Genomic DNA, 24,491 nt, shown 5'->3' with positions numbered 1-24,491 from the left:
CAGTAATAGGGGAGTTAGGCATGGCTCAGGGCACCGTCAAGTGGTTCAACGCGGAGAAGGGGTATGGCTTCATCGCGGTCGACGGTGGTGCGGATGTTTTCGTCCACTACAGCGCGATTCAGATGGACGGCTACCGCACCCTTGAAGAAGGTCAGCGAGTGGAGTTCGAGATCTCGCAGGGCCAGAAGGGTCCGCAGGCGGACATGGTCAAGCTCGCCGTCTGATCTCGGCGCGATCGGCCAGCGACTTAGCGAGTGACGAGGGCCCGCATCCCGACAGGGGTGCGGGCCCTCGTGCGTCCCCCGGCGGCCCGGCCGGGGACGCACCCCCCTCGTACGTCTGAGATCCGTGAGAGGCGCTTGCACTCGTAGGGGTCGAGTGCTAATCATTGGGCTTAGCACTCTCCGAGTGAGAGTGACAGAACTTGGATCGGGTCGGTGAGGCCCGCAGGCCGGGTGGGGCAAGGAACCACAAGGTTTGCAGGCCGTCCGTCGCGGGCACTGGCGCGATCCGGAGCATGCCACCCCTGTCCGGGAGGACCACTTCACATGGCCAAGATCATCGCGTTCGACGAGGAGGCACGGCGCGGCCTCGAGCGCGGCATGAACCAGCTCGCCGACGCCGTCAAGGTGACCCTGGGCCCCAAGGGTCGCAACGTCGTCCTCGAGAAGAAGTGGGGCGCCCCCACGATCACCAACGATGGTGTTTCCATCGCCAAGGAGATCGAGCTCGAGGACCCGTACGAGAAGATCGGCGCCGAGCTGGTCAAGGAGGTCGCGAAGAAGACGGACGACGTCGCCGGTGACGGCACGACGACCGCGACCGTCCTGGCGCAGGCGCTGGTCCGCGAGGGCCTTCGCAACGTAGCCGCCGGTGCCAACCCGATGGCCCTCAAGCGCGGCATCGAGAAGGCCGTCGAGGCCGTCTCGGGCGCCCTCCTTGAGCAGGCCAAGGACGTGGAGACCAAGGAGCAGATCGCTTCGACCGCCTCCATCTCCGCCGCCGACACCCAGATCGGCGAGCTCATCGCCGAGGCGATGGACAAGGTCGGCAAGGAAGGCGTCATCACCGTCGAGGAGTCGCAGACCTTCGGTCTTGAGCTTGAGCTCACCGAGGGCATGCGCTTCGACAAGGGCTACATCTCGGCGTACTTCGCCACCGACATGGAGCGTATGGAGGCGTCGCTCGACGACCCGTACATCCTGATCGTCAACTCGAAGATCTCGAACGTGAAGGACCTCCTTCCGCTCCTCGAGAAGGTCATGCAGTCCGGCAAGCCGCTGCTGATCATCGCCGAGGACGTCGAGGGCGAGGCCCTGTCGACCCTGGTCGTCAACAAGATCCGTGGCACGTTCAAGTCCGTCGCCGTCAAGGCCCCGGGCTTCGGTGACCGCCGCAAGGCCATGCTCGGCGACATCGCCATCCTCACCGGTGGCACCGTCATCTCCGAGGAGGTCGGCCTCAAGCTGGAGAACGCCGGTCTCGACCTGCTCGGCCGCGCCCGCAAGGTCGTCATCACCAAGGACGAGACCACGATCGTCGACGGCTCCGGTGAGAGCGACCAGGTCCAGGGTCGCGTCAACCAGATCCGCGCCGAGATCGAGAACTCGGACAGCGACTACGACCGCGAGAAGCTGCAGGAGCGCCTGGCGAAGCTCGCCGGCGGTGTTGCGGTCATCAAGGCCGGTGCCGCGACCGAGGTCGAGCTCAAGGAGCGCAAGCACCGCATCGAGGACGCCGTTCGCAACGCGAAGGCTGCCGTCGAAGAGGGCATCGTCGCCGGTGGTGGCGTGGCCCTCATCCAGGCCGCCGCTGTCTTCGAGAAGCTTGAGCTCGAGGGCGACGAGGCCACCGGTGCCGCCGCTGTGAAGCTGGCCCTTGAGGCCCCGCTGAAGCAGATCGCGGTCAACGCCGGCCTTGAGGGTGGTGTCGTCGTCGAGAAGGTGCGCAACCTGACCGTCGGCCACGGCCTGAACGCCGCGACCGGTGAGTACGTCGACATGATCGCCGAGGGCATCCTCGACCCGGCGAAGGTCACGCGCTCTGCCCTGCAGAACGCCGCGTCCATCGCCGCGCTGTTCCTCACCACCGAGGCCGTCATCGCCGACAAGCCGGAGAAGGCGGGCGCTGCCCCGGCCGGCGGCGGCATGCCGGGCGGTGACATGGACTTCTGATCGACCTCTGGTTGATCAGCGGTTCATCGCTTCACGCGAACCGAGGGCGGCACTCCTTCTCACGAAGGGGTGCCGCCCTCGGGCGTTTCGGGAGCCGTGCGTGACTACGGCAGGCTGACTACGGCAGGCGGTCGAGCAGCCAGGTGCAGAGTTCTTGCGTGATCAGGGTGTGGGCCTCGTTGTGGGTGGCGCAGAGGTACTCGTCCAACTCGCTCTCCTCGGACTGCTCCGGGAACGGCGCGTGCAGCTTCTCGTGGGTGTCGATGTCGCGCAGGGCCACCGCGCTCACGGCGGGTACGAAGCAGTGCTCGCGGATCTCGGCCTCGGAGCCGAGACCGATGATGGCGGGGATCTTGTTCAGCTCGTCGGCGAGGATGCCGAAGCCCTCCAGGGTGCCGCCGGGGGCGCCGTCGATCTCGGGCATGCCCGAGATGTGGATCTGCGGCTTGCGCAGGGTCACCACCCGCAGTTGCGCGACGAGTTGGTCCTCGCCCGCGGGCTGCGTGCAGAGGTGGGTGCCGGTGATGGCGAGGCCCTTGCCGCGGAACGCCCGCTGCCCGGGGGCGATGCCGTTGGCGACGCCGGTGCGCACGCCGTTGGCGACGCCGATCTTCCGCGGGCGGCTCGGCCAGCCGCCGACCCGCTCCAGCTCGGCGAGGAACTCGACGCGCTCCTTGTCGGTCTCCGGGGTGTCGTCCCACTCCGCGATGTGCTGCCACAGGAGCTGGCGCGCGGCCGGGCTGTTCATCTGGTTCGAGAAGGCCGCGTTGAGCCGCCGGATGTAGTGCGCGAACGACTGGAGCCCGATCGGGATCCAGGCCCCGCGGTGCGGGCTGTCGTAGGAGAGGTACAGCTTCGTCTGGTGGTCGACGCCGTCGCGCTCCATCTTGGCGAGCGCGTACCGCGTGACCAGACCGCCCATGCTGAAACCGCCGACGGTCAGCGGGTGGTCGCCGGTGCGTCGTGCGATCGCCTCCTGGATCGCCGAGCGCGCTGCCACGGCGTTGTCCAGGATGGAGGCGCTGCGTTCGTCGAAGCCGAGGATGATGACGTCCCTGCCGCGCGTCCGCAGCTCGCTGATGAGCGCGTACTCGCCGCGGTCCAGGCCTTCGTAGAGGAAGTCCAGGTCGCTCGGCCCCGCGCTGAAGCCGTCGGCGAGTAACACCGGCCGGGTCAGGCCCTGTTGGGGATCGGCGAGGTACACCCAGGCCCTGCCGCCCGGCAGCGTCCACTCCTGGTCCGGGGTGGGGGCCGCCTCGGACACCTCCTGGGGGCCGGGAGCCAGGGTGATGTGGGCGGCGGACCGCCAGGCCTCGATGATCTGCTCTTCGGTGGGCGCGTTGGGGTCGTTGGGCTCGTTGAGCTCGGTCATGAGGGGTCCCCTCCGGTTGTGCCGCTTCGATGACGTTCGGTGTCATCCTCGTTACGTCACGTAGGTGCCGGAAGGTGGTCCGGGGTTTCCACGCGGGGAGCGGGGCCCTTTCGGACGGAAGGGAAATGGCGGCATTTGCACTGCGTGGGCCGGGGAGTCTTCAGGGCCGCGTGGTCGACGGCCGGGCGTCGGTCGTGTCAGCGGCGGAACTCGGTCAGCGGGGCCTGAGGGGGCCTGCCGGGGCCGGGGAAGTATGTCGCGAAGGCGACCGGGGAGGGGGCCGGTTCAGCGTTCGCGCGGCGGGTCACCGTTCGTAGTGGTACCGGCACGAGGCGATGCGAATCTCATCCCCGGCGATCTTGTAGATGAGGCGATGCTCATCGGTGATGCGGCGGGACCAGTACCCCTGGAAGCCGTGTTTCAGAGCCTCGGGTTTGCCGATGCCCTCGTTGCCGTTGCGTGCGATGTCCTGGAGGAGCGTATTGATCCGCTTGAGGACCCTGCGATCCTGCATCTGCCACCAGACATAGTCCTGCCAAGGAGACTCGTCCCAGACGAACTTCACTCGGCGAGCTCCCTTACCGTGCCCCCGCCGTTCTCCAGGCGGTCGATGGAGGCCAGCAGGCGGCGGGCGTTCTCGGGGTTCCGCAGCAGGTAAGCCGTCTCCTTCAGGGACTCGTACTCCTCAAGCGCCACGATGACGACCGGCTCCCGCCCTGCGCGGGTCACTATGACTTCCTCGCGGTCGTCCGTGACGGCGTTGAGCGTCTCGGCGTACTTCGCTCGCGACTCTGTGTAGGTCATGGTGCGCATCGGGGCCTCCTTGGGTAGGTACGACATCCTGTACGTACAGGAAACTGTACGGCTTGGGCTATCGGTGGGCAACCGGCGCCCGGCCTGCCGGGGAGCGGGGTCAGTTGGCGTAGTCCTTGAGCTTTTCGGTTTCGAGGGTGATGTTCACGGGATCGGGCAGCCGGACGGTGCTTCCGAAGGGGTAGGAAGGGCAATGCCGGTACGCCCCATTCATGGGTTCGCTGAACACGACAAGTGCGTCCTTGTCGCGGTCGACGAGCAGGTAGACCGGGATGCCTGCTGCCGCGTAGCCGTCGCGCTTCTCCACTCGGTCACGGAGGTGGGTGTCCGCGTCGAAGGAAGTGACCTCGACGACCATGAGAACGCCGCTGCTGTCGGCCCACATGCCCGCTTGCGTCACGAAGTGGTCGACCGGAGCGAGGGCGGCGTCTGCGTAGGCGCGGCCGTTGCGGTACGTCTCCACCTTCAGATCCTGTTCCGGGTACAACAACAGCTCAGGGCGCTGCTGCATGCACTGTGTCAGCAACCACATGACGATGGCCCTGTGGCGCTGGTCCGGCATCGGCTTGACCTTCAGCTTTCCTCGGATGAATTCGAGCTTCACCGACTCGGGAGCATGCTTCTCCAGATGCTCGAACTCCTCGACGGTCATCTGGGCGTGCTCTGCGGTGCTGGGGGTCATGGCGTCGCCTCCTCCCCTACATCGTGCCCCGCTTCTGGCCCGAGTGAGCTGCACGGTCATGTTCGTGTCCTTTCGTGCTGGTGGGATACGGCCGCGCGGGCGTTGGCCGCGTGCGCGTGAACCTGGATCGGGGGCAGGGTGCCGGTTCGTCCCTGAGGGCCCGGCTCGCCCCGGCACGGGCCGCACAGGCCGCCCGGCAGAGCTTCCGGGCGGCCGGGGGCTCCGCATCTCCCGCACTCCAGGACGCGGAGCGCGGGCCGGGGGGCTGGTGCCGGCGGGAGCTTGGTCGTGAGGCGGCTGCGGATGAGGGCCGCCGGGCTGTGGACCGGGGTGGGGAGTCCTGCTGTGAGGGCGCGGAGGATGTCCGGCTCCGTGGCGCCGCGCGTGAACCACTCCGTGAGCTGGGGTTCCAGGGCGACGCAGTCCGCGTACGAGAGGGACAGTGCGGGGGCCGTCCGGCCGAGGGCCGCCAGGAGGATGAACGCGCGGCTGCGGGTGGGGCGTTGGGGTCTGTCCGGCTCCCGCCCCGGCTGGGGGTTCGGTTCCGGTACGTCGCCGCGCGTGAATGCCGTCCACCAGGTGTCGTCCCGCGCCGTCCGCGAGAACCACGTTCGGGTGATCCAGCGAGCGCTGCCGCTTCCGTATACGTGTTCCCTGCCCCGCCTCAAGTGCCCGGCCGCCTGGAGCTTGTTGAGGGCGGTGCGGAGGGCGCACTGGCCGTACGGGAGGTGCTTGGCCAGGGTCTTTACGGAGATGTCCGCGCCGTCGGGTAGCCGGTCGATGCTGGCTGCGATGGCGGCTTCGCGGGGTGGGAGGTGGGTGAAGTCGTTGTTTGTGCGGGGGAGTTGTTCGGGTGCCGAACGCTTTCCGTAGCCCGGGTTGGCCGCAGGGTGCGAGTCTGCGTGCGCGGGGCGGAAGGCGGTACTAAGCTTGGCGTCAGCCATGGATCGACTCTTTCTCGATCGTGATGGTTAAACCCCCGCAGGTGTTCGCAGCACCTGGCGGGGGTTGTTCGTTATTCGGGCACGCTAGAGCGTCGTCACGTTGCGTGGCAAGTCGAAGCCCGAAAGTGATCGACTGTGCCAACTCCTAGGGAGGGAGGGCGGGTTGAGGCCCGCCTCCCGTTCCTTGAAAAGAGGGCTCGGGGCTCGGCGCTTGAGCTTCGGGGTCAGTGATCCTTGAGGTCCGCGAGGAATGCGGACCAGGCCGTGGCCCGGAACACGAGCTTCGGGCCGGCGGGGTTCTTGGAGTCGCGGACGGGGATGATGGCCGGGTGCCCGTCGGCCACTTCGAGGCAGTCGCCGCCACTGCCGCCGCTGTACGTGGACTTGCGCCAGGAGGCTACTTCGAGGCAGTTGCCGCCGCTTGCGTCGCTGTAGCTGGACTTGTGCCAGAGGGCCGCGCTCAGGTCGTACTCGTACTCACGGGTGCTGTTCTCCATGCTCGTAATCCTGCGCCAACGACTCGATCAGGGCCAGGGAGTTCCGAGGGGGGAGGGCCGTGGCTTGGAGGAGGTTGAGCATCAACGTGTGGCGAGCGACGGTAGCCGGGTCGTCGAGGAGCTTTCCCATGTTCGGGCCTTCGACGAACGAGAGCGGAGGCGCGTCCTCGAACTCCATCAGCTTCAGATTGCCCTCCATAGCTGCGTGCGCACCCGCTCCGAACGTCAGCACCTGCGCGATGATGCGGTGCCTGCGCGCAAGGCCCGCCACATGGCGCAGCGCCTCCGCCATCACCGCACCGCCGCCGACCACTCGCCTGAGCGCCGCCTCGTCAACAATGCACCACAACAACGGCGTTGTTGGGTTGTCGAGGAGGTGGGCGCGTTCGAGCCGCACCTCCACCTGGGTGCTGATCGTGTCGTCCGTCGCTGTCGGGTGATAGGCGCGGAAGATCTCCGTCGCGTACGCCTTCGTCTGTAGCAGCCCCGGGATCAGCAAGGTCGCGTACTGCTTGATCGCCGTGGCGGCGGCCTCCGCCTCCGCCGCCTCAGCAAAATGATCCGGGTACTTCGACTTGGCGACCGCCCGGCAGTTGCGGGCGAAGAAGCCCCCCGTGTCCAGCACCTCGTCGAAGTGGTGGGCGTACTCCAGGTGCATGCGACGCGTACCCGCCTCCAGCTGGCCGATGAACGAGCCGCTGACGAACAGAGGTGCGCCGAGGGCCTCTTGGCTGATCCCCTTCCGCTCGCGCGCGTGTCGCAACTCGCAGCCGAGGAGGGCGCGGGGGTTCGATGAGGGGTCGAGGTCCTTGCGGCGGCCGGTCATGGGCAACTCCTCATCCAACAAGGCGGTTTGTTGGGACGCGGTTGCTTCTCAGGCTACGCAGCAGCGGACACGCTTAGTGAGGAAACGGCAACACCGAGTGGGAGAGGCGGAGGCAATGGCGCTGACGGCGGAGGAACGGGTGCGGGCGGTGGAGGAGGTCGTGCGGCAGTTGAGGGCGGGGCTCGAAGAGGCCGGGGTCACGTTGCCGTCCCTGCGGATGGATCCGCTGACGGCGGCGGCGGAAGGGGCCTTGCCGCTGGTGGAGTTGGGGCGCTGCAATCTCGACACGGCGTTGCGCCTGGCCGCCGTGGTGGAGGGCTCGCGGTGATCGAGGAGGACCCCGGGGTGCCGGAGGCGGGGACGTATGCCGTCGATTACCGGGACGGCAGCGTTGGTCAGGTCATGGGCTGCGAGGGCGGCCTCGTACAGCTGAGGCCGCTCGGTGGCGGCCGGGAGTGGGACTGCCCGCCGGAGTCGGTCGGGGAGGCGCCGGCGGGGGACGTGCTGCGGGAGCGGGTGCGCAGGCTGAACCGGGAGAGGCGGCTGCCGTGAGCGGCTCGCACCGGCAGGGTGGGGCCCTGCTATGTACACTCAGAGGGGTACAAGTGGGCTCTCTATGTACATGGCGGGAGATCGAGATGTCGCTGACACACATCGAAATCGACGACGAGGCCCTGGAGACCGCCAAGCGTCTCGGCGGCCACCGGACGAAGACGGCGGCTGTCGCGCATGCGCTGGAGGAGTACAACAAGCGGCTCAAGCGGGCCGCCGCGCTCGAGAAGTACTTCGAGCTCGCGCAAGGCTGGGATCTTGAAGGTGCGGAGGCGGCGCGTCGTGCCGCGAAGGAGGCAGGACGCGAGTGAGCGGCGGCTATCTGCTGGACTCCTCGGCGCTGTGGCGGCTGCTGCGCGACAAGGAGCTGTACAAGGCGTGGCACTCCGAGCTCATGGACGGCACGGTCCGCTCGTGCTATCCGCAGCGCGTGGAATTCATGCTCTCGGCCCGCGACCTGGGGGAGTACGAGGCCTACAGGTCGATGTTCGCGGAGATCTACGAGGATGTCTCCGTCCCCAAGAGCGCGGCGAAGTGGGTCGGCGCCGTGCAGCTGCGCGCCGCCGAGCAGGGCGCGCACAAGTCGCTGTCGGCGGTCGACCTCCAGGTCTGTGCGACTGCCGCTCACCACGGTCTCGTCGTCGTGCATGACGACAACGACTTCGTGACGGCCGAGAGGTTCGCTGCGGAAATGCGTCAGCGCAACGTACGCGAAGGCCCCCTGACGGTCTGACCCGGCCGGGGCGGGCGCGGCCAGGCTCAGCGCACCGGAAAGCCGAAAGCGTAACCCTGCTGCTTCAGTTGGGGGATGAGTGTGCGCAGGGCCTCGACCGTTTGGGTGCGGTCGCCGCCCGCGTCGTGGAACAGGAGCGTCGGGCCGTTGGGCAGCTCCCGCTGGACCGTGGCGACGATGGCGTCCGTGCCGGGGCGTTCGAAGTCCTTGGTGTCGACGTTCCAGCCCAGGGGGCGCATGCCGCGGTCGGCGGCGAGCTTGCGGCTGTGGGGGGTGAAGGCGCCGCCGGGCGCGCGGTAGTACTGGGGCCGTACGCCGCCGGACGCCTTCGTGATCATGCGTTCGGCGTCGAGGATCTGCCGGGACTGGTAGGCCTTGGAGTCCTTGTCCATGCCGGTGTCGTGCGACACCGAGTGGTCGCACAGCCGGTGCCCGGCGGCGACGACCTTCTTCACCATGTCCGGGTGCGCCTCGGCCTGCGTACCCACCATGCAGAAGGTGGCCTTCACGTCGTACTCCCGCAGGACGGCGAGGACTTCGGGTGTCCACTTGGGGTCGGGGCCGTCGTCGATGGTGAGGTTGATGCCGCGCTTCCCGGCCTCCGAGGAGTGCGCGATGGCCGCGGAGACCGGCTTGACGGCGCTCGGCTTCTTCGCCGCGGGTGAGGAGCTCTCCGTGGTGCCGGCCTGGGCGCTCCACACCCCCGCGCCGGTGGCGAGCATCGTCACCCCGAGCGCGGCTCCGATGACCTTGCCGTACCAGCCCCGCCCACCGCTGTGCCGTGCCATAGCCCGCCCCTTTGCGTACCGTCCCGCGCCGCGTCCCGGTCACTCGCGGCCACCCGGCAGGACGACGAACGGAGGCGCGGGGATGCGTCCGGGGCCGGTCCGTTACCGATCAAGAACAATTCCGGGGAAGTTCGCGGACAACTCCGAGCGGCGGCGTGGGCGGGGTGGCCGGTGGGGTTAGCGTCGGCGGCATGGACGTTGATCAACGACGTTGGCGGCAGTGTCTCCTCAGCGGGGCGGTGTTCGCCGTCTGCATGGCGGGCACCACGCTGCCGACTCCCCTCTACAGCCTCTACCAGGACAAGTTCGGCTTCTCCGAGCTGACGGTCACCGTCGTGTACGCGGTGTACGCCTTCGCGGTCATCGGCGTGCTGCTTCTCGCGGGCAACGTCTCGGACACCGTGGGCAGACGTCCCGTCCTGCTGTGGGGCCTGGGCTGCGCGGCGGCCAGCGCCGTCTGCTTCCTGTGCGCCGTCGGGATGGGCTGGCTGTACGCGGGGCGGCTGCTCTCGGGCCTGTCCGCCGGGCTGTTCACCGGGGCGGCCACGGCGTACGTGATGGACACGGCACCGCACGTCGGCGCCTCGCGGGCCACGTTCGTGGCGACGGCCGCCAACATGGGCGGCCTCGGCTGCGGGCCGCTGCTCGCAGGTGTGCTCGCGCAGTACGCGGACTGGCCGCTGTACCTGCCGTTCGCCGTGCACCTGGCGCTGGTCGCCGTCTCGGCCGTGGTCCTGCTGCGGCTTCCGGAGACCGTGCGGAAGCCGAGGCCGCTGAGCACGGTACGGCCGCAGCGGCCCGGGGTGCCGCCGCAGGTGCGGGCGGTGTTCGTGCCCGCGGGGATCGCGTCGTTCGTGGGGTTCGCGCTGTTCGGGGTGTTCACGTCGGTGAGCCCGGCGTTCCTCGCGGAGTCCCTGAACGTGGAGAACCACGCGGTCAGCGGCCTGGTCGTCGCGCTGGCCTTCTTCGCCTCAACAGCAGGGCAGTTGGCGACCGGCAGGGTCGGGCTGGGCCGGTCACTGCCCCTGGGCTGCGCCGCCCTCCTCGCCGGCCTCGCACTGCTCGCGGGCGCGCTGCACTGGGACCTGCTGGCCCTGGTGGTACTCAGCGCGGTGGTCGGCGGCTGCGGGCAAGGTCTGGCCTTCCGCGGGGCGCTGTCGGCGGTGGCCGCGGCATCCCCCACGGACCGGCGCGCGGCGGTGATCTCGACCCTGTTCGTGGTCGCGTACACGGGCATCTCACTGCCGGTCATCGGGGTGGGCCTGCTGACGGTCCCGATGGGCCTGGAGGGCGCAGGCCTGGTGTTCATCGCGTGCATGGCGGTTCTGGTGTCCGGCGCGGGGGTTTACTTGCTGCGGCGGCCGGTGGGCGCGGGGACGTAGACGCGCTACAGGTTGCGATAGACGTCACGCCGGCTACCGCCGCGCAGCCGGTACAGGCCGTCATGGCCTGGGAGTTTCTTGCTGTCCGCGTCTTCGCGACGTGGGTCGTCACCGAGTGCGGTGAGAGCCGTCAGGATGCGGGTGAAGCGGAAGGCGTGTTCACGGGGTCGCCCTCGCCCTTGCCGCCGTCCGCTTCGAAAAGGTCCGCGAGGAGCTCGATCATGCTGACGGTGGGGTCGTCGCGATGCTGCTCGGCCTCGCGCGCGGCCTGCTCGTCGCTCGCCTCGTCGAGTGCGTCCAGGACCTCGATGGGGACCAAGGCCGCTACGCGCTTCCCGTTACGGGTCAGCACGGTCACTTCGCCCGCCTCGGCCTTGTCGACGACCTCGGCGAGATGGGCGCGGGCTTCACGGACGGTGACGTACTCGCTCATGACGCGAGCGTACGCATCAGCGTGTACACGCGGCGTGATCCCGAGATCGGCCGAGGGAGGCCCCCGCCACGTGCGGGGTGCCGCCCTCGGGCGCTGAGGGCCCAAGGGCCCGGGAGGATCAGACCGCTGCCGGCTGCCTCTCCTTGCCGTCGCCGTCGGTGGGCGTCGGTGCCGAGGGGGCGGCCTCGCTGCGGGCCGCCGCCGACTCGCCCGCGTCCACATCCGCGTTCAGGTCCACCAGCATCTGCTTGCTGAAGCCGAAGAAGTACGTCGCGAAGAAGCCCACCGCGTAGCCGACCAGGAGGCCGCCGCCGTAGATCGCGATCGTCAGGCCCAGGCCCTTGTTGCCGTCCAGGAGGGGGAACAGGGCCCAGCCCGACGGGCCGATCGCCGTGGAGCCGACCTTTTCGCCGATCATCGAGAAGAAGCCGATGAACGCGCCGCCCGCCGCGCCGCCCACGCACGCCGTGATGAAGGGGCGGCCGAGGGGGAGCGAGACGCCGTAGATGAGGGGTTCGCCCACTCCCAGGAAGCCTGCGGGGAGCGCCGACTTGATCGTCGTACGGATGGACGTGTTGTGGCGCAGGCGCTTGTACACCGCGATCGCGCAGCCCACCTGGCCCGCGCCCGCCATCGCCAGGATGGGCAGCAGGACCGTGAAGCCCTGCTGCTCGATCAGGGTCGTGTGGATGGGGATGAGCGCTTGGTGCAGGCCCAGCATCACCAGGGGGAGGAACAGGCCGCCGAGGACCAGGCCCGCGAACGCGCCCGTGTTGTCCAGGAGCCAGTTCGCCGCCGTGCCGATGCCCGTCGAGACCTCGCCCGCCAGGAACATCAGGCCGAAGATCGTGACCAGGCCGGAGAGCAGGACCGTGATCGTGGGGGTGACCAGGACGTCCAGGGCCTCGGGGACCCACCTCCTGCACCACTTCTCGATGTACGTGGCCAGGACCGCGGCGCCGAGTGCGCCCAGGACGCCGCCCTGGCCCGGGGAGAGCTTCTGGCCGAACGCCTCGATGTTCGCCACGCCCGCGTAGACGATGATCGCCGCCACCGCGCCGCCCAGGATCGGCGTACCGCCGAACTCCTTCGCCGTGTTGAAGCCCACGAACACCGCGATCAGCGCCATGAAGCCGGAGGCGATGGCGGCGAGCGCCGGGGTGATGCCCGGCAGCCAACCGAGGTTGATCAACAGGCCGTTGATGCCCGCGATGATGCCGCAGCCGATGAGGGCCGGGATCAGAGGCACGAAGATGTTCGCGATGCGGCGCAGGAAGAGCTTGAAGGGCGTCGCGTTCTTCGCTTTTCTCGCTTCCTTGATCGCTGCTCCCTGCGCCGCCAACTCCTCGGCCGTGAGGGTGAGTTCGGCCGGGGCTTCGGTGTGCCCCTCCGCCACCAGGGCCTCGAACTCCGGCGTGACGCGGGCGACGGTGCCCGGACCGAGCACGATCTGGTACGTGTCGTCCTCGACCACGCCCATCACGGCGGGCAGCGCCTTCAGGGCCTCGTCGTCGACCAGCGAGCGGTCGGCGAGGCTCAGGCGCAGGCGCGTCATGCAGTGGGCGATGGAGGTGACGTTCTGGGCACCGCCGACGAGGGGGAGGATCGCGGCGGCTGTGGCGCGGTTCTTGTCAGTTGCCATGTGCGGGGTGCCTTGCTGTGCGTGCGGGTGGCGCTGTTCTTCCAGCGGCTGGGGGAGGTCGGTCAGGTGGTGCGGGGGGTGCGGTTCGTGCGGGAGGTGTCGAGGGCTGCCCTGAGGTGGCCGTCCGACGAGGCGAGGAGGCCGGCCGCTGTGGGGCCGTCCACCCCGCCGAGGATGGTGAGGATGGCGTTCTTCACCTCCCCGTCGGTGGCGGCGAGCGCGGCCTCGATCTCCTCGTCGGAGGCGCCGGTGGCGAGGGAGACGATCCGGCGCGAGCGGGCGCGCAGCTTCTCGTTCGAGGCGCGTACGTCCACCATCAGGTTTCCGTAGGTCTTGCCGAGGCGGATCATCGTGATCGTCGACAGCATGTTGAGGACGAGCTTCTGGGCCGTGCCCGCCTTCAGGCGGGTGGAGCCGGTGAGCAGTTCCGGGCCGACGACGACCTCGATGCCGTGGTCGGCGGCTGCCGCGAGACCGCTGTCCGCGTTGCAGGAGAGGCCGATGGTGAGGGCGCCGTAGCGGGTGCGCGCGTGTTCCACCGCGCCGATCGCGTACGGCGTGCGGCCGGAGGCGGAGATGCCGACGACCACGTCGTCCGCGGTGAGGCGGAGCCCGTCCAGGTCCTCGGCCGCGAGCTCCTTGCTGTCCTCCGCGCCCTCGACCGCCGTGACCATGGCGCTCGGGCCGCCCGCGATGAGACCGACGACCTCGGCCGGGTCGGTGTTGAAGGTGGGCGGGCACTCGGAGGCGTCGAGCACCCCGAGGCGCCCGGCCGTTCCCGCGCCCGCGTAGATGAGCCGGCCGCCGCGGGCCATGCGCTCCGCGGTGGCGTCGATGGCGGCGGCGATGGCCGGGAGCTGCTCGGCGACGGCCGTGGGGACCGTGGCGTCCTCGCCGTTCATGATCTTCGCGATCTCCAGCGTGGGCAGCCGGTCGATCTCGGAGAGCTCGGGCCGGAACGCCTCCGTGGTGAGCGTGTCCAGCTGGGCGCGGAGTTCGCCGTACGTGTCCCCGGATCCGCTTTCGGGGGCGGGGGAGTCCGTGGCGTCGGTCGTGGAGGTCATGAGGTGCGGCTCTTTCGTGTGCGGCGGGGGGTGGCGGGTCAGGGGCGGCGGGAGGTCAGCGGGTGCCGCCGCGCGGACTGTGGCGGTGCGCGAGCGCCTCGTACGAGGCGGCGAGTGCGGGGGCGGCCGTCTCGTACGTCCGCTGGGCGACGCCCACGAACAGGCAGTCCACGACGAGCAGCTGGCTCGTGCGGGACGACATCGCGGCGGGCCTGAGCTCGCTCTCGCGCGCGGTGGAGGTGGTCAGGATGTGATCCGCGTACTGCGATACGGGGCTGCCGGGGCGGCCGGTGATCGCGATGGTCGTCGCGCCGCGCTCGAAGGCGACCCGCAGCGGTTCGATGACGTCACCGGTCGACCCGGAGTGCGTGATCGCGATCGCCACGTCCTTGGAGCGCAGGGTGACGGCGTTCGTGACGGCCAGGTGCGGGTCGGAGTGCGCGTGGGCGATGTGGCCGATGCGCAGCAGCTTCTGCGCGAGGTCCTGGGCGACGAGGCCGGAGGCGGCGACGCCGTAGATCTCGGTGCGGGGTGCGACGGCGAGCGCGGCGACGGCGGCGCCGAGCTGGACGGTGTCGAGGCCGCCCGCGGTGTCGGCGAGGGTCTGCTGCTCGTCGTACGCCAGCTTCGCCACGACGTCCGCGATCGGGTCGTCGACGGCTATGTCGGCGGTGACGGCGGGCGCGCGGCCGGACTGCTGCTGGGCGGCGAGTCCGGCGAGGGCGAGCCGCAGGTCGCGGTAGCCGGGGTAGCCGAGGAGGCGGGCGGTGCGGACCACCGTGGCCTCGCTGGTGCCGGTGAGCTCGGCGAGGCCGGTGACCGTGAGGGCCGCGCAGCCCGCGGGGTCGCCTGCGACGGCTTCGGCGACGAGCTGCATGGAGCGGGTCATGGACGGCGCCAGGGTCCGCACCTTGGCCGCCAGGGCGGCCGGGGCGGGGGGCGCCGTGCCCGCGAAAATTTCCTTCACGTCATTGGTCACGCTTGAAAGATATTTTCGGACCCCGAATGGGTCAAGACCCCTTTGGTCCCGATCTCGCCGCACCGTGTGCCTCGCGGTCCGGGTGGATCTTCGGCGGGTTGCGCGTGGGGTGGACAATGGCTGCATGGACGCGATCGACCCCCTGGAGCAGGCGCTGCATGCCGCTCGTGCACTTGTCCTCGCCGATCTCGTGGCGCGCGAGGTCGCCCAGGCCGAGGTCGTCTCGCTGGTCGAGGAGTCGGTGGCGCACCGCCGCTGGTGGGTCGAGCAGTGGCCCGAAGGCGTCGAGTACGTGGCGGGCCTGGTCGCCCAGGACGTCCAGGACGCGCTCCTGGAGCGCTACGGCCGCTGGCCGCTCTGCCCGGTCTGCGGCGGGGGTGACCCGCACGCGCTGGACGTGGAGCCCGAGTTGGGACCCGATCCGCACTGGGTGTGCGGCAAGGCGGGCGTCGTCGTGGCCCCGGTGGGCGGCCTGACGTGACGGTCTATATCGACCCGCCGACGTGGCCGGGACACGGCCGCATGTGGTCGCACCTGGTCAGCGACGTCTCGTACGAGGAACTGCACGCGTTCGCCGCGGGCATCGGCGCCCCCGCCCGCGCCTTCGAGCGCGACCACTACGACCTGCCCTCGCACCGCTACGAGGACGCGGTGCGCGCGGGCGCGGTGGAGATCGGCTCCAAGGAACTGGTGCGCAGGCTCACGGAGGCGGGGCTGCGGCGGCCGAAGGGGCGGCCCGCGTAGCGGTGTCGCTCGTGTCGCCCGCCGATGCCGTGACCACGCGGCTCGGTGTCCTGCGGTGCAGCCGCAGGGACGCCGTGACCGCGATGATCGCCACGGCCGTCATCGCCGCGCCCGCCCACGCCGTCGAGGCGTAGCCCAGGTCGAGGTCGATCACCGTGCCGCCGAGCCAGGGGCCGCCGGTGTTGCCCAGGTTGAACGCGGCCGTCGTGGTCGCGCCGGCCAGGGTGGGGGCGGCGCCGGCGACGTTGAACATCCGGGCGTTGAGCGCCGGAGCGGTGTAGAAGGCGGAGACGCCGAGGAGGAAGGAGAGGGCGATCGCCACGGCCGCCGTACCGGCGAACAGCGCGAGCGTCACGAGGAACACCGTCGAGGCCGCGATGCCGCTGAGCAGGACACCGAAGAGGTGCGCGTCGGCGACGCGGCCACCGATCGCCGTGCCGATGAGGGCGCCGAGCCCGAAGAGGCCGAGGACGGTCGGCACCCAGCCCTCGTCGAGGCCGGCGACGTCCGTCAGGAGCGGGGAGAGGTACGAGAACGCGCAGAAGACGCCGCCCGCAGCGAGGGCGGTGACGGTGATGGAGAGCCAGACCTGCCGGTCGCGGTAGATGGTCAGCTCCCGCTTCAGGCGCGGCTTCTCGGCCGGGAGCGGGATGCGCGGGATGAGCGTCAGTACGCCGACGAGAGCGATCGCGGAGGCGGCGCCGACCGCCCAGAAGGCGGACCGCCAGCCGAAGTTGTCGCCCAGGAAGGCTCCGGCGGGGACGCCGAGCACGTTGGCGATGGAGAGGCCGCCGATCATCACGGCCATGGCGCGGGCGCGCTGGTTGACCGGCACCATCGCGATGGCGACGGCCGCGCCGACCGCCCAGAACCCCGCGCAGGCGAACGCGCTGACGACGCGGGACGCGAAGAGGATCTCGTACGAGGGCGCGAGCGCCCCGGCGACCTGGCCGAGTCCGAAGACGGTGATGAGCGTGATGAGGGTGGTCCGGCGGGGCAGCCGCAGGGTCGCCACCGCCAGGAGGGGGGCGCCGATGACCATGCCGATGGCGAAGGCGGAGATGAGGAGGCCCGCGCGGGGGATGGAGACGTCCATGTCGTCCGCGATGGGGGGCAGAAGCCCCGAGAGCATGAACTCGCTCGTACCGAGAGCGAAGACGGCGAGGCCGAGGATGTAGACGGCGACGGGCATGCGCTTCGGGGCAGGGGTGGGCATCACAGTGGGGAACGCCGGGGGTGGGGTGCGGCATTCCCTGGGGTGGAGCCTTCCCGCGCTCTGCGTGTGGGTCTCGCCCGCAGACCGTCTGCGGGGTAATCGGGCGGTGGGCGGGAGACATCGCCGCGGAGCGGCGGCTGTTTACGGCTCCCGCGCCGCGGGGCAAGCCGCACCGCGCCGCGGGGCAAGCCGCTCCGTGCCGCGGGGATATCCCCCCGCTACCCGCGCCGCAGGTACGCCCGAAGGTCCCCGCGGTCCGAGGCCCGGACGTACGACGCCCGGAGGGCCACCCTCTGCGAGGGCTCGTTGGCGGGTTCGATCAGGGCCAGGAGCGCGGAGAGCTCCGGGCGGGCCAGCGCCCAGGTGGAGAGGGAGTCAAGGGCCTCCGAGGCGTAACCCCGGCCCCGCGCGCCGACCGCCAGGTCATAGCCGACCTCGGCGATCCCCTCCTCGTCCGGCGGCCCATGGAAGCCCATCCCGCCGATCGCCACCTCGTCCTCCACCCGCACCAGGGCGAACATGCCCCACTCGGGCCGGTGCACCCCGGACGCGTAGGCCTTCGTCACCATCTCCGCGGCCCGCCGCGTCCCGTCGAAGGGCCCGCCCTCGATCCACGTCAGGCCCCCCGGCCCGCCCGCCGCGAGGTCCGCCGCCGCCGCGGGGGAGACCTCCCGCAGCGCGATCCGACCCGTGGGGATCGAGAGGGCGTTGTGCCAGCGCCACTTGTCGAGGCGGGGGCGCCCCGGCAGGGTCCCGCGGCCCGTGGCCCAGAGCAGCGTCGCCCAGTGGTCCTCGGGCGTGCGCGCGGGCGGAACCTGCGGGAAGAGCCAGGCGAGCACCGCCTCGCAGAGCGCGGCCGGCGGCTCCGCGTCCACGCCGAGGGCCTGCGCGATGTCGTACGTGTGCAGCAGTACCTCCGCGACGCCCATCGCCGCGAAGCCCACCGCGTCCGCGCTGCCGTGCGGGTACGGGTGGAAGGCCCTGACCCCCGGCGGCGTGGTCCGCACCACCGCCGAGAGCAGGCCGCCGGTCGACTCGATGACGCGGATCGCGTCCTCGGGGCCCGCGCCCTCGTCGAAGGCGATCTCGAAGGGCACGTACGCATCCTGCGCGCGGCCCGTCAACTGCCCCGCGTACGCGACGAGATCACCCGCGACGTGCTCGGCCGTCTCCAGACAGCTCCAGTCGAGACCGCCGGCCCGCACGCTCCAGTCGAGCCCAACTGCCGCACGCAGCACCCTCGCCGCGTGCGCCACGGCTTCCTCGACCTGGTCCCCACCCATGGAAAGCATGCGCCGAGCGTACGGGAGCGTCAGGCGCCGAGCAGCTGCAATTCCGTCGCCAGGTTCTCGCGCGCCGGGCCCTCCCACTCGGCCGCTCCGTGCGGCGTGCGGAACAGCCGGGGCAGGGCCAGGAGCTGCCGCAGCACCGCGGCGCGGCCCGCGCGGAAGTCCTCGTCCGGTACGAAGGCGTACTCCTCGCGGACAGCGGCGGCGTACGCGGCGTAGGCGTCCGGTGCGGCGGCCAGGATCGCGAGGTCGGCGTCGCACAGCGTCTCGCCGTTGTGGTCGCCGTCGGCGGGGTCGTGGGTGACGGTGAGGCGGACGAGGCGGGCCACCTCCGCCGTCGCGGCGGGCGTCAACCCGCTCTCCTGGAGGGCGCGTTCGGCGAGGCGGGCGCTGCGCTCCTCGTTCTCGGAGCGGTCCGGCGCGTACACCGCGTCGTGGAACCACGCCGCGAGCCGTACGAGATCGGGCTCCTCGGCGTGCTCCTCCAGTACGTCGATGTGGTCGAGGACCGCCGCGAGGTGAGCGGTGGTGTGGTACCGCCGCTGCGGCTCGGCCCAGCGCGCGAGCAGGTTGTCCGCGAAGGGCGCGGGGTCGGGGGTTCCTTCGCTCGCGCGCAGCAGGGTCGCGTGCCAGCGGGCGCGGAGTTCCTTGTCGTGGTGGGGCATGGGGGGACTCTAACGGTTGGGTGCGCGGGTACCCCTAGGGGGTGTGTTGGAGTGTGTTGCGTGCGGGGCGGCGTCCCGACCCCGTTGTCATGCGGGGCGGAGGGGGGTTGGCTTGCGGGATGACTGCGACCACGCACACACATGACGAGGCGTACGATCCCGAGCGCCCCGGACGCCTGCTGCGCACCGAACGCGACGTACTGATCCCGCTGTTGAGGGCCGCCGACGACTCCGCCTACGCGATCAGGACCTGCTGTCCGGGCTGGACGGTGCGGCATGTGCTCGCGCACTGCAGCTCGGCGCTGGCGCGCGTCGTCGAGAAGCGGTTCGAGGAGGGCGTGTACAGCCCGGAGAGCAATGACCGCGACATCGCCGAGCGCGCCGACTGGCCCAACTCCCGCATCGTGGACGAGCTCGAGCACGGCATGACGGAGGCGGGCGCGGTCATGGTGGCGTTCAAGGGGCGGCTCGACGGTGTGGCGCTGGGGGAGTGGGTGCATGCGGGGGATGTGCGGGAGGCGTGGGGGCTGCCGGGGGCGTATGGAGGGGCGGGGCTCGGTGATGCGTTGACGCTGCTGGGGGAGTACAGCAGGTCGACGTCGGCGGTTTCGCTGCATGCGGATGTGGACGGGTGGGATGAGCCGCTTTCCCTGGGCGTTCCGGACGGCCGGCGTCCGCCGGCCCGCTACATCGGGGACGCGCCGACCCTGATCCGTCTTTGCACGGGGCGGCCTCTTGTGGGGACGCGGTATGAGTTGGCGGGGGCGAGGGAGGGGGAGCTGCCGCTCTTCGACTGAGCGCCGGCTTCCCTGCGGGGTCGCGGCTGCGGGTGGGTTGTGGCTGGCCGCGCAGTTCCCCGCGCCCCTGGGGGTGGTGCCGGCCCTCTTGTACCTGCGGGCGGGAGGTGGCTGGTCGCGCAGTTCCCCGCGCCCCTAGGGGTGGTGCTCGCAGTGTGTGACTGCTGCGCCGTCGTGGCTTGGCGCGCAGTTCCCCGCGCCCCTGACGGGGCGCCCCCGAAGGGGCGCGGGGAACGGCGCGAGCAACCACGACGCGCCCGCAGGCGAGAGGGGGTTTAGGGGCGCGGGGAACGGCGCGAGCAACCACGACGCGCCCGCAGGTGAGAGGGGGTTTAGGGGCGCGGGGAACGGCGCGAGCAACCACGACGCGCCCGCAGGTGAGATGGGGTTTAGGGGCGCGGGGAACGGCGCGAGCAACCACGACGGGCCGGTAGGTGGGTACGGCGGGGTGGGGGTTTAGGGGCGCGGGGAACGGCGCGAGCGACCGCAACCGGCCCGCAGGTGATTCTGTTCGCTCAGTGCGTGTGGGCCGGGGGCTGGGACTCGGTGGGGCCCCCGGCGGAGCCGGTCCGGACCGTGAAGGCGGCCGTCCGCACAACCCCCTCATGCTTGAAGTCGAGGAACAGCCGATAAGCGCCCCCGCTAGGAGCCGTCGCCGCGAAGGAGACACCCGGCCCCGGCTTCGTCCGGCCATCGCCGGGCCCACCGGTGGGGTGCACATGGAGGTACGCCAAGTCACCTGCGCGCAACGCGACCAGGTGCCCGTACGAACCGAGGTACGGCTGAAGGTCAGTCACCGGCCTGCCGTTCTTCTCCACGTTCAGCGTCACGTCAGCCGCCTTCCCAGGCTTCAACTCACCCTGGAGACTGACCTCGTAGCCGTCGACCGAGGCCCGCGCCTCCGCCCCAGGAAGCGCCTTGGGAACGTACCTGCCCGCCACCGCGAGATCCGCACCCAGCGTCAGCCCCTCCTTCGCCCCCGCCGGCTTGAAGTCGGCGAAGACGCGGTAGCCGCCCGCCTCCGGCAGCTCGACCGGGGTCGACCAGGTGCCGTCCGACGCCCGGGTCGGGTGCAGGTGGCGGTAGGTCGTCAGGTCACGTGACGCGACGATGAGGTGCAGCTCCTTGCCGTGCTCCCTCTCGTACGCCGTGACGTTCTTGCCCCGACCCTCCTTGACCACCCTGAACCGCAACTCCTCGCGCTGCTCGGCCTCGATGCGGGGGGTCTGGAGGTCGAGGGCGTAGCCGCCCTCGGAGATCTGCAGGCCGCCGGGCACGGCCTCCGCGTGCCCCGCGCCGGCTTCCTCGCCGGCACCCTCGCCGGCCGGCTTCTCCTTCTCGCCCGTGTGCCCGCCGTGCTCGCTCGCGGGCTTCTTCTCCGCGGTCACGGGGTCGACGCCCTGCCCCACGCCGTACGCGGTGCCGAACGTCGCGGCGACGGCGGCGGTGAAGGCGGTGATCTTCAGTCCGGTGTTCATGACGGCTCCCGAAAGCGAACGGAGAGTGGGGTGGAGCGTGCCGGCCGGCCGCTCCTCATACATCCGAAGATACCCCCTGGGGGTACTAAGTCAAGCCGGATCCGCTCTTGCGTCCGATACCCCCCAGGGGTATAAATGGTTCCCGTCGGAGGTACCCACCCCGGGTACCCTCGGAATCTGCCCCCGTCACAAGGAGCCCGCAGCCATGTCGACCACACCCGGCACCCCCGAGGTGGCGTCCACCGCCGAAGTGGAACTCGCCATCGGCGGCATGACCTGCGCCTCGTGCGCCGCCCGGATCGAGAAGAAGCTCAACCGCATGGACGGCGTCGAGGCGACCGTCAACTACGCCACCGAGAAGGCCAAGGTCAGCTACCGCGGCCAGGACGTCGCCGTACAGGACCTGATCGCCACCGTCGAGGCCACCGGCTACACCGCGCAGGAGCCCGTACCCGCCCGCACGGCGGATCCGGACGCGGACGCCGGCGAGTGGCAGGCGGACGACGAACTGCGGCCGCTGCGCGAGCGGTTGACCACCGCCGTACTGCTCTCCCTGCCCGTCGTCGCGATGGCGATGATCCCGGCCCTGCAGTTCGAGTACTGGCAGTGGTTGTCCCTGACCCTCGCGGCGCCGGTCGTCACGTACGCGGCCTGGCCCTTCCACAAGGCCGCGTACACGAACGCGCGGCACGGCGCCGCGACGATGGACACGCTGATCTCGGTCGGCACATCGGCCGCGTTCCTCTGGTCGCTGTGGGCGCTGTTCTTCGGGACGGCCGGTACGCCCGGTATGACGCACCCCTTCGAGCTGACCATCTCCCGTACGGACGGCGCGGGGAACATCTACCTGGAGGCGGCGGCGGGCGTCACCGCCTTCATCCTGGCGGGGCGCTATTTCGAGGCCCGCTCCAAGCGCAAGGCGGGGGCGGCCCTGAAGGCGCTGCTCCAGCTCGGCGCCAAGGACGTCACGGTCCTGCGGGACGGCGGACGTGAAGCGACCATCCCCGTGGGCGAGTTGACGGTCGGCGACCGCTTCCTCGTACGGCCCGGAGAGAAGATCGCCACCGACGGCAGGGTCGTCGAGGGCGCCTCGGCCGTCGACGCCTCCATGCTCACCGGCGAGTCCGTGCCGGTCGAGGTCGCCACGGGCGACGCTGTCACCGGGGCCACGCTGAACGTCGGCGGGCGTCTGGTCGTCGAGACCACCCGCGTCGGCGCGGACACCCAACTCGCCCGTATGGCCAAGCTCGTCGAGGACGCGCAGAACGGCAAGGCGGCGGCCCAGCGCCTCGCCGACAAGATCTCCGCAGTGTTCGTGCCGGTCGTCATCGCCTTGGCCGTCGCCACGCTCGGCTTCTGGCTCGGCAACGGTTCCGGGCTCACGGCGGCCTTCACCGCGGCGGTCGCCGTACTGATCATCGCCTGCCCCTGCGCCCTGGGGCTCGCGACGCCGACCGCCCTGATGGTCGGCACCGGGCGCGGCGCCCAGCTCGGCATCCTGATCAAGGGCCCGGAGGTCCTGGAGACGACCCGCGAGGTCGACACGATCGTCCTGGACAAGACCGGCACCGTCACCACCGGCAAGATGACCCTGCTCGCCACGCATGCCGCACCCAGTACCACCGAGACCGAAGTCCTGCGCCTGGCAGGGGCGTTGGAGCACTCCTCGGAGCACCCCATCGCCCAGGCCGTCGCCAAGGGGGCGGCCGAGCGGGTCGGCACGCTGCCCGCCCCCGAGGACTTCGCGAACGTCGCGGGCCTCGGCGTCCAGGGCATCGTCGAGGGCCACGCGGTCCTGGTGGGGCGCGCGGCGCTGCTCAAGGAGTGGGCGATCGGGCTCCCCGTCGAGCTGGAGCGGGCGAAGGCGGAGGCCGAGGCGGCCGGGCGTACGGCCATCGCGGTCGCCTGGGACGGCGAGGCGCGCGCCGTCCTGGAGGTGGCGGACGCGGTGAAGGAGACCAGCCCGGAGGCGATCCGCCGCTTCCGTGCCCTCGGCCTCACGCCCATCCTCCTCACCGGTGACAACGAGGCGGTAGCGGCGTCGGTGGCCGCCGAGGTGGGCATCGCGGCCGAGGACGTGATCGCGGAGGTCATGCCGCAGGACAAGGTCGACGTGGTCAAGCGCCTCCAGGCGGAGGGCCGGAGCGTGGCGATGGTCGGCGACGGTGTGAACGACGCGGCGGCGCTCGCCCAGGCCGACCTGGGTCTGGCGATGGGCACGGGCACGGACGCCGCGATCGAGGCGGGCGACCTCACCCTCGTACGGGGAGACCTGCGCGCGGCGGCGGACGCCATCCGCCTCTCCCGCAGGACGCTCGGCACGATCAAGTCGAACCTCTTCTGGGCGTTCGCCTACAACGTGGGCGCGCTGCCACTGGCCGCGGCCGGCCTCCTGAACCCGATGATCGCGGGCGCCGCGATGGCGTTCTCCTCGGTCTTCGTGGTCGGCAACTCGCTGCGGTTGCGGGGTTTCAAGCCGCTGAGCTGAACGGCCGGCGGCGGCGGTCTCAACCCCGGGCAAGTTCGACGTGTACATGTCTTTACGATCACCCCGGCGCGCATGGGGCGCGGCGGGGTGATCTGCGCGTAGGCTGGGTAATTGGACTAGACCTATGTGTGGTGTATGCGGAGGCCTCCGCGTCGCCCATCCCCGCGTCGCCCGCCCCGCGGCCCCGGACCCTAAGGAAGACATCCATGAGCAAGCGTGCAGTCCTGGAGGTGATCGCCCTCGACGCCGAGGACGCCGTCGCCGCCCAGGCCGGAGGTGCTGACCGCCTCGAGCTGGTCACCGACATGGCCGCGGACGGCCTGACCCCGTCCCGCGAGACCTTCGCCGAGATCCGCGCCGCCGTGGACATCTCCCTGCGCGTGATGCTGCGCCTCGCGGACGGCTTCGACGCGGGCGACGTCGACGCTCTCGTACGCCGTGCGCGCGAGCTCAGGAGCGCGGGAGCCGACGAGTTCGTCCTCGGCTTCCTCGACGAGACGGGCGGCCCCGACCTGGCGGCGGTGGAGACCGTGGTGGGCGCGCTCGACGGCTGCCGCTGGACGTTCCACCGGGCCATCGACAGGACCCCCGACCGCGACGCCCTGCGCAAGCAGCTCGCGGACCTGCCCGGCCTCGACACCTACCTCACCGCGGGCGCGGCGAGCGGCGTGGACGACGGCCTGCCCACGCTGCTCGCCGAGGCGGCGCGCTTCGGGGAGCAGGGCTACGAGCAGCAGATCCTGGTCGGCGGCGGCCTCCGCCTCGACCATCTGCCGCAGCTCAGGGCGGCGGGCGTCGACGCGTTCCACATCGGCGGGGCCTCCCGGCCCGACGGCTGGTCGGCGCCGGTCTGCGCCGCGGCCGTCGCCCGGTGGCGGGAAGCACTGGACGGCTGATCGTTCCCGGCGCGGGACGCGATACAACTGGTCCGAC

28 protein-coding genes are annotated in these 24,491 nt (G+C 70.7%); 12 read left to right on the top strand and 16 right to left on the bottom strand.

The annotated features are described in order from the left end of the window. Nucleotides 1-20: 20 nt before the first annotated feature. Nucleotides 21-224 carry a cold-shock protein gene (locus tag ACIBCK_RS15590; protein WP_005315736.1) on the top strand — a complete coding sequence of 68 codons (204 nt, stop codon included), beginning with the start codon at nt 21-23 and terminating at the stop codon, nt 222-224. Between the two features lie 324 nt (nt 225-548). Further along, entirely contained in the window at nt 549-2,174 is a 1,626-nt protein-coding gene (groL, locus tag ACIBCK_RS15585; RefSeq protein ID WP_055551550.1) for a chaperonin GroEL, read from the top strand. A 118-nt stretch (nt 2,175-2,292) separates the two neighbouring features. Here the strand turns inward: groL and ACIBCK_RS15580 are convergent, their stop codons facing one another. From ACIBCK_RS15580 to ACIBCK_RS15550, 7 genes are all read right to left on the bottom strand, one after another. Then, nucleotides 2,293-3,546 carry an esterase/lipase family protein gene (locus ACIBCK_RS15580; RefSeq protein WP_399390432.1) on the bottom strand — a complete coding sequence of 418 codons (1,254 nt, stop codon included), beginning with the start codon at nt 3,544-3,546 and terminating at the stop codon, nt 2,293-2,295. A 304-nt stretch (nt 3,547-3,850) separates the two neighbouring features. After that, nucleotides 3,851-4,111, bottom strand: coding sequence for a Txe/YoeB family addiction module toxin (locus tag ACIBCK_RS15575; RefSeq protein ID WP_399390430.1), 261 nt, complete (start codon nt 4,109-4,111; stop codon nt 3,851-3,853). Then, entirely contained in the window at nt 4,108-4,359 is a 252-nt protein-coding gene (locus ACIBCK_RS15570) for a type II toxin-antitoxin system Phd/YefM family antitoxin (protein WP_399390428.1), read from the bottom strand. The genes ACIBCK_RS15575 and ACIBCK_RS15570 overlap by 4 nt, the downstream gene beginning before the upstream one ends. 100 nt (nt 4,360-4,459) lie before the next feature. Next, a complete protein-coding gene (locus ACIBCK_RS15565) occupies nt 4,460-5,041 on the bottom strand; it encodes a Uma2 family endonuclease (RefSeq protein WP_399390427.1) in 582 nt (193 codons plus the stop codon). A 56-nt stretch (nt 5,042-5,097) separates the two neighbouring features. Beyond that, nucleotides 5,098-5,985 (bottom strand): hypothetical protein, encoded by an 888-nt coding sequence (locus ACIBCK_RS15560; RefSeq protein WP_399390425.1) that lies wholly within the window; start codon nt 5,983-5,985, stop codon nt 5,098-5,100. A 224-nt stretch (nt 5,986-6,209) separates the two neighbouring features. Continuing rightward, entirely contained in the window at nt 6,210-6,482 is a 273-nt protein-coding gene (locus ACIBCK_RS15555; protein ID WP_399390423.1) for a DUF397 domain-containing protein, read from the bottom strand. Next, a complete protein-coding gene (locus tag ACIBCK_RS15550) occupies nt 6,463-7,308 on the bottom strand; it encodes a helix-turn-helix domain-containing protein (RefSeq protein WP_399390421.1) in 846 nt (281 codons plus the stop codon). The genes ACIBCK_RS15555 and ACIBCK_RS15550 overlap by 20 nt, the downstream gene beginning before the upstream one ends. A 115-nt stretch (nt 7,309-7,423) precedes the next feature. Between ACIBCK_RS15550 and ACIBCK_RS15545 the strand changes: the two genes are divergently transcribed. The 4 genes from ACIBCK_RS15545 (at nt 7,424) to ACIBCK_RS15530 (ending at nt 8,593) form a co-directional block, all read left to right on the top strand. After that, complete coding sequence (locus tag ACIBCK_RS15545; protein WP_367043204.1) at nt 7,424-7,636, top strand: hypothetical protein; 213 nt, start codon at nt 7,424-7,426, stop codon at nt 7,634-7,636. Then, nucleotides 7,633-7,860, top strand: coding sequence for a hypothetical protein (locus tag ACIBCK_RS15540; protein WP_399390419.1), 228 nt, complete (start codon nt 7,633-7,635; stop codon nt 7,858-7,860). Before ACIBCK_RS15545 ends, ACIBCK_RS15540 begins: the two co-directional genes overlap by 4 nt. Before the next feature lie 86 nt (nt 7,861-7,946). Further along, a complete protein-coding gene (locus tag ACIBCK_RS15535) occupies nt 7,947-8,171 on the top strand; it encodes a type II toxin-antitoxin system VapB family antitoxin (RefSeq protein WP_399390417.1) in 225 nt (74 codons plus the stop codon). Continuing rightward, nucleotides 8,168-8,593, top strand: coding sequence for a PIN domain-containing protein (locus tag ACIBCK_RS15530; protein ID WP_399390415.1), 426 nt, complete (start codon nt 8,168-8,170; stop codon nt 8,591-8,593). Before ACIBCK_RS15535 ends, ACIBCK_RS15530 begins: the two co-directional genes overlap by 4 nt. Before the next feature lie 26 nt (nt 8,594-8,619). Here ACIBCK_RS15530 and ACIBCK_RS15525 read toward each other — a convergent pair whose 3' ends face one another. Further along, entirely contained in the window at nt 8,620-9,381 is a 762-nt protein-coding gene (locus ACIBCK_RS15525) for a polysaccharide deacetylase family protein (RefSeq protein ID WP_399390413.1), read from the bottom strand. A gap of 191 nt (nt 9,382-9,572) precedes the next feature. Between ACIBCK_RS15525 and ACIBCK_RS15520 the strand changes: the two genes are divergently transcribed. Beyond that, a complete protein-coding gene (locus tag ACIBCK_RS15520; protein WP_399390411.1) occupies nt 9,573-10,763 on the top strand; it encodes an MFS transporter in 1,191 nt (396 codons plus the stop codon). 130 nt (nt 10,764-10,893) lie between these two features. On the opposite strand, the gene ACIBCK_RS15515 is transcribed toward ACIBCK_RS15520, so the two are convergent. The 4 genes from ACIBCK_RS15515 to ACIBCK_RS15500 form a co-directional block, all read right to left on the bottom strand. Next, the gene (locus tag ACIBCK_RS15515; protein WP_399390409.1) at nt 10,894-11,196 is read right to left on the bottom strand and encodes a type II toxin-antitoxin system Phd/YefM family antitoxin; all 303 of its coding nucleotides are present in this window, start codon (nt 11,194-11,196) and stop codon (nt 10,894-10,896) included. A gap of 118 nt (nt 11,197-11,314) precedes the next feature. Next, nucleotides 11,315-12,838, bottom strand: a complete 1,524-nt coding sequence (locus tag ACIBCK_RS15510; protein WP_399390407.1) for a PTS transporter subunit EIIC — start codon at nt 12,836-12,838, stop codon at nt 11,315-11,317. A gap of 62 nt (nt 12,839-12,900) precedes the next feature. Continuing rightward, entirely contained in the window at nt 12,901-13,902 is a 1,002-nt protein-coding gene (murQ, locus tag ACIBCK_RS15505) for an N-acetylmuramic acid 6-phosphate etherase (RefSeq protein WP_399390405.1), read from the bottom strand. Nucleotides 13,903-13,957: 55 nt separating this feature from the next. Further along, complete coding sequence (locus ACIBCK_RS15500; protein ID WP_399390403.1) at nt 13,958-14,881, bottom strand: MurR/RpiR family transcriptional regulator; 924 nt, start codon at nt 14,879-14,881, stop codon at nt 13,958-13,960. A 124-nt stretch (nt 14,882-15,005) separates the two neighbouring features. Here ACIBCK_RS15500 and ACIBCK_RS15495 point away from each other — a divergent pair, with 124 nt between their 5' ends. Together ACIBCK_RS15495 and ACIBCK_RS15490 are read left to right on the top strand one after the other, a co-directional pair. Beyond that, the gene (locus tag ACIBCK_RS15495; RefSeq protein WP_399390401.1) at nt 15,006-15,362 is read left to right on the top strand and encodes a hypothetical protein; all 357 of its coding nucleotides are present in this window, start codon (nt 15,006-15,008) and stop codon (nt 15,360-15,362) included. Beyond that, entirely contained in the window at nt 15,359-15,625 is a 267-nt protein-coding gene (locus ACIBCK_RS15490) for a DUF4031 domain-containing protein (RefSeq protein WP_367043171.1), read from the top strand. The genes ACIBCK_RS15495 and ACIBCK_RS15490 overlap by 4 nt, the downstream gene beginning before the upstream one ends. On the opposite strand, the gene ACIBCK_RS15485 is transcribed toward ACIBCK_RS15490, so the two are convergent. The 3 genes from ACIBCK_RS15485 to ACIBCK_RS15475 all read right to left on the bottom strand — a co-directional run bounded on the left by ACIBCK_RS15485 (nt 15,582) and on the right by ACIBCK_RS15475 (nt 18,795). Then, nucleotides 15,582-16,817: a Cmx/CmrA family chloramphenicol efflux MFS transporter gene (locus ACIBCK_RS15485; protein ID WP_399390702.1), complete on the bottom strand. Its 1,236-nt coding sequence runs from the start codon at nt 16,815-16,817 to the stop codon at nt 15,582-15,584. The two genes, ACIBCK_RS15490 and ACIBCK_RS15485, sit on opposite strands and share 44 nt — an antisense overlap. A gap of 242 nt (nt 16,818-17,059) precedes the next feature. Next, nucleotides 17,060-18,133: a GNAT family N-acetyltransferase gene (locus ACIBCK_RS15480; protein ID WP_399390400.1), complete on the bottom strand. Its 1,074-nt coding sequence runs from the start codon at nt 18,131-18,133 to the stop codon at nt 17,060-17,062. A gap of 20 nt (nt 18,134-18,153) precedes the next feature. Then, nucleotides 18,154-18,795: a hypothetical protein gene (locus ACIBCK_RS15475; protein ID WP_399390398.1), complete on the bottom strand. Its 642-nt coding sequence runs from the start codon at nt 18,793-18,795 to the stop codon at nt 18,154-18,156. A 119-nt stretch (nt 18,796-18,914) separates the two neighbouring features. On the opposite strand from ACIBCK_RS15475, the gene ACIBCK_RS15470 reads away from it, so the two are divergent. Then, entirely contained in the window at nt 18,915-19,592 is a 678-nt protein-coding gene (locus tag ACIBCK_RS15470; RefSeq protein WP_399390396.1) for a maleylpyruvate isomerase family mycothiol-dependent enzyme, read from the top strand. A gap of 515 nt (nt 19,593-20,107) precedes the next feature. Here ACIBCK_RS15470 and ACIBCK_RS15465 read toward each other — a convergent pair. After that, the gene (locus ACIBCK_RS15465) at nt 20,108-21,070 is read right to left on the bottom strand and encodes a hypothetical protein (RefSeq protein WP_399390394.1); all 963 of its coding nucleotides are present in this window, start codon (nt 21,068-21,070) and stop codon (nt 20,108-20,110) included. Nucleotides 21,071-21,275: 205 nt separating this feature from the next. Here ACIBCK_RS15465 and ACIBCK_RS15460 point away from each other — a divergent pair, with 205 nt between their 5' ends. Both ACIBCK_RS15460 and ACIBCK_RS15455 read left to right on the top strand, forming a co-directional pair. Further along, nucleotides 21,276-23,558 carry a heavy metal translocating P-type ATPase gene (locus tag ACIBCK_RS15460; protein ID WP_399390392.1) on the top strand — a complete coding sequence of 761 codons (2,283 nt, stop codon included), beginning with the start codon at nt 21,276-21,278 and terminating at the stop codon, nt 23,556-23,558. 206 nt (nt 23,559-23,764) lie between these two features. Next, the gene (locus ACIBCK_RS15455; RefSeq protein WP_399390390.1) at nt 23,765-24,454 is read left to right on the top strand and encodes a copper homeostasis protein CutC; all 690 of its coding nucleotides are present in this window, start codon (nt 23,765-23,767) and stop codon (nt 24,452-24,454) included. Nucleotides 24,455-24,491 lie beyond the last annotated feature (37 nt).

Origin of the sequence: Streptomyces sp. NPDC051218 (assembly GCF_044455475.1) — a bacterium.
Lineage (GTDB): Bacteria > Actinomycetota > Actinomycetes > Streptomycetales > Streptomycetaceae > Streptomyces.
Note: the sequence above shows the minus strand (reverse complement) of the source record. Positions and strands in the feature narration are given on the sequence as shown.